2 protein-coding genes and 1 pseudogene are annotated in these 1,262 nt (G+C 57.7%); 2 read left to right on the forward strand and 1 reads right to left on the reverse strand.

The window, feature by feature from the left end; all coding sequences use genetic code 11:
* On the forward strand, nucleotides 1-355 hold a 355-nt coding region (locus AU381_RS30505), incomplete at its 5' end, for a Mu transposase C-terminal domain-containing protein (RefSeq protein WP_244520000.1).
* Nucleotides 356-622: 267 nt separating this feature from the next.
* The gene (locus AU381_RS00050; protein WP_015633479.1) at nucleotides 623-856 is read left to right on the forward strand and encodes a hypothetical protein; all 234 of its coding nucleotides are present in this window, start codon (nucleotides 623-625) and stop codon (nucleotides 854-856) included.
* Nucleotides 857-889: 33 nt separating this feature from the next.
* Here the strand turns inward: AU381_RS00050 and AU381_RS27755 are convergent.
* Nucleotides 890-1,174 (reverse strand): annotated as a pseudogene (locus tag AU381_RS27755) (type IV secretory system conjugative DNA transfer family protein); the annotation flags it as partial.
* Nucleotides 1,175-1,262 lie beyond the last annotated feature (88 nt).

Consider the following 1,262-nt stretch of genomic DNA (forward strand, 5'->3'; position numbering starts at 1 on the left):
TAAAGCGGATCACGAGCAACTTCTGACATGGCCCATGTACGCACATCTTCCTCAGCCGTCGGTTAACTTTACGGTGCCGCTTGAGCCGCCCGCCGAATGCCGTCTGGCGGGAACACGAGGGCGAGATTCCGCTTCGACTGGCACAAGATCGGATGCGTTTCTGGTTGAAATTCCTGCCCGAGCAGGAGCGCACATTGCGGCCAATCTGTTTGGTCTGTGCTACTGGTCACCTGCGCTTAGCGCCGACGCCGGTCGCTCGAACCGTCGTCTGCTAGTGAAATATGACCCGCGGGGAAATGGCCCGTATCTTCATAGGCCTTCGGAGAATTTCGTGGAAGCCCGTTTGCTGATTTGACCTTGCCTTCAGTGACGCTCCATGATGCCGTGGCGGCACGTCGCGCGGTGCTGGCGAAGGGCGACAGGAAATCAATACCCGTGTCATCGTGGGCACGGCAAAGATGGTAGGGTTGCGAGATCATTAGATGGGACTCGCAAATGCCGGGTCACAGTCCAACGGCACTTGTGAATCGATGCGTCTTGATCGATTCACAACAATGATGAATACACCGGTTAGTAGCCGCGCGCTGGTTTTCGGCGCGGAGAAGACATTCGAGGTTTTAGCATGGAAGAAACTGTTCAAATCGGGAGCCGTGGCGACTTCGGCCTCTGGGCGATTGAAGTTGCCAAGCAGATTGTCGGCGAGCAGGGCTTTGAGCTTGCCAAGGCCGCGCGTGACGGAACGGAGGATGACGTCCGCGCGGCCGGCAATGCTTTGGGTAAGGCGATCACAGATGTGCTGCTCGAAGTCTATGACGGACTTCTGGAGGAAATTCCAGAGGACCAGGACGCTACCTAAGACAGAAGCTGCACTGCCTCTCCGCGTTAGCATGAAAGACGCGTTTGGCTTCACGCATGCTTTCATATCCGCTCTGCGAAACCAGATCGCGCGCCCGCACCTAAGAGGCGCATTGCCGGCGGTGAAGACTGTTCGTCGGCGCGCATGCCACGCTTCATGCGGCAGGATCAGCCGCCGGCTGACAAGTTGCTTCGAGCGGGTTCTCGACGAGCCGGAGGACTGCGTCCACCGGCTTAGTTGATTGACCTCCACAGTCGTAGCGCCGCAGCGCCTGGAGACATATTCGGCGGTTTCGGGATCGTTGATGGCCGAAGCTGATCTAGCTAAGCTAGTGGTATCCGCCTAACATAAGAGTCCGTATGGGATTCCCTTTGGCGAGTGCGTATGCGAGTGTGGCGCATGCGCA

The organism is Sinorhizobium glycinis, assembly GCF_001651865.1.
GTDB lineage: Bacteria > Pseudomonadota > Alphaproteobacteria > Rhizobiales > Rhizobiaceae > Sinorhizobium > Sinorhizobium glycinis.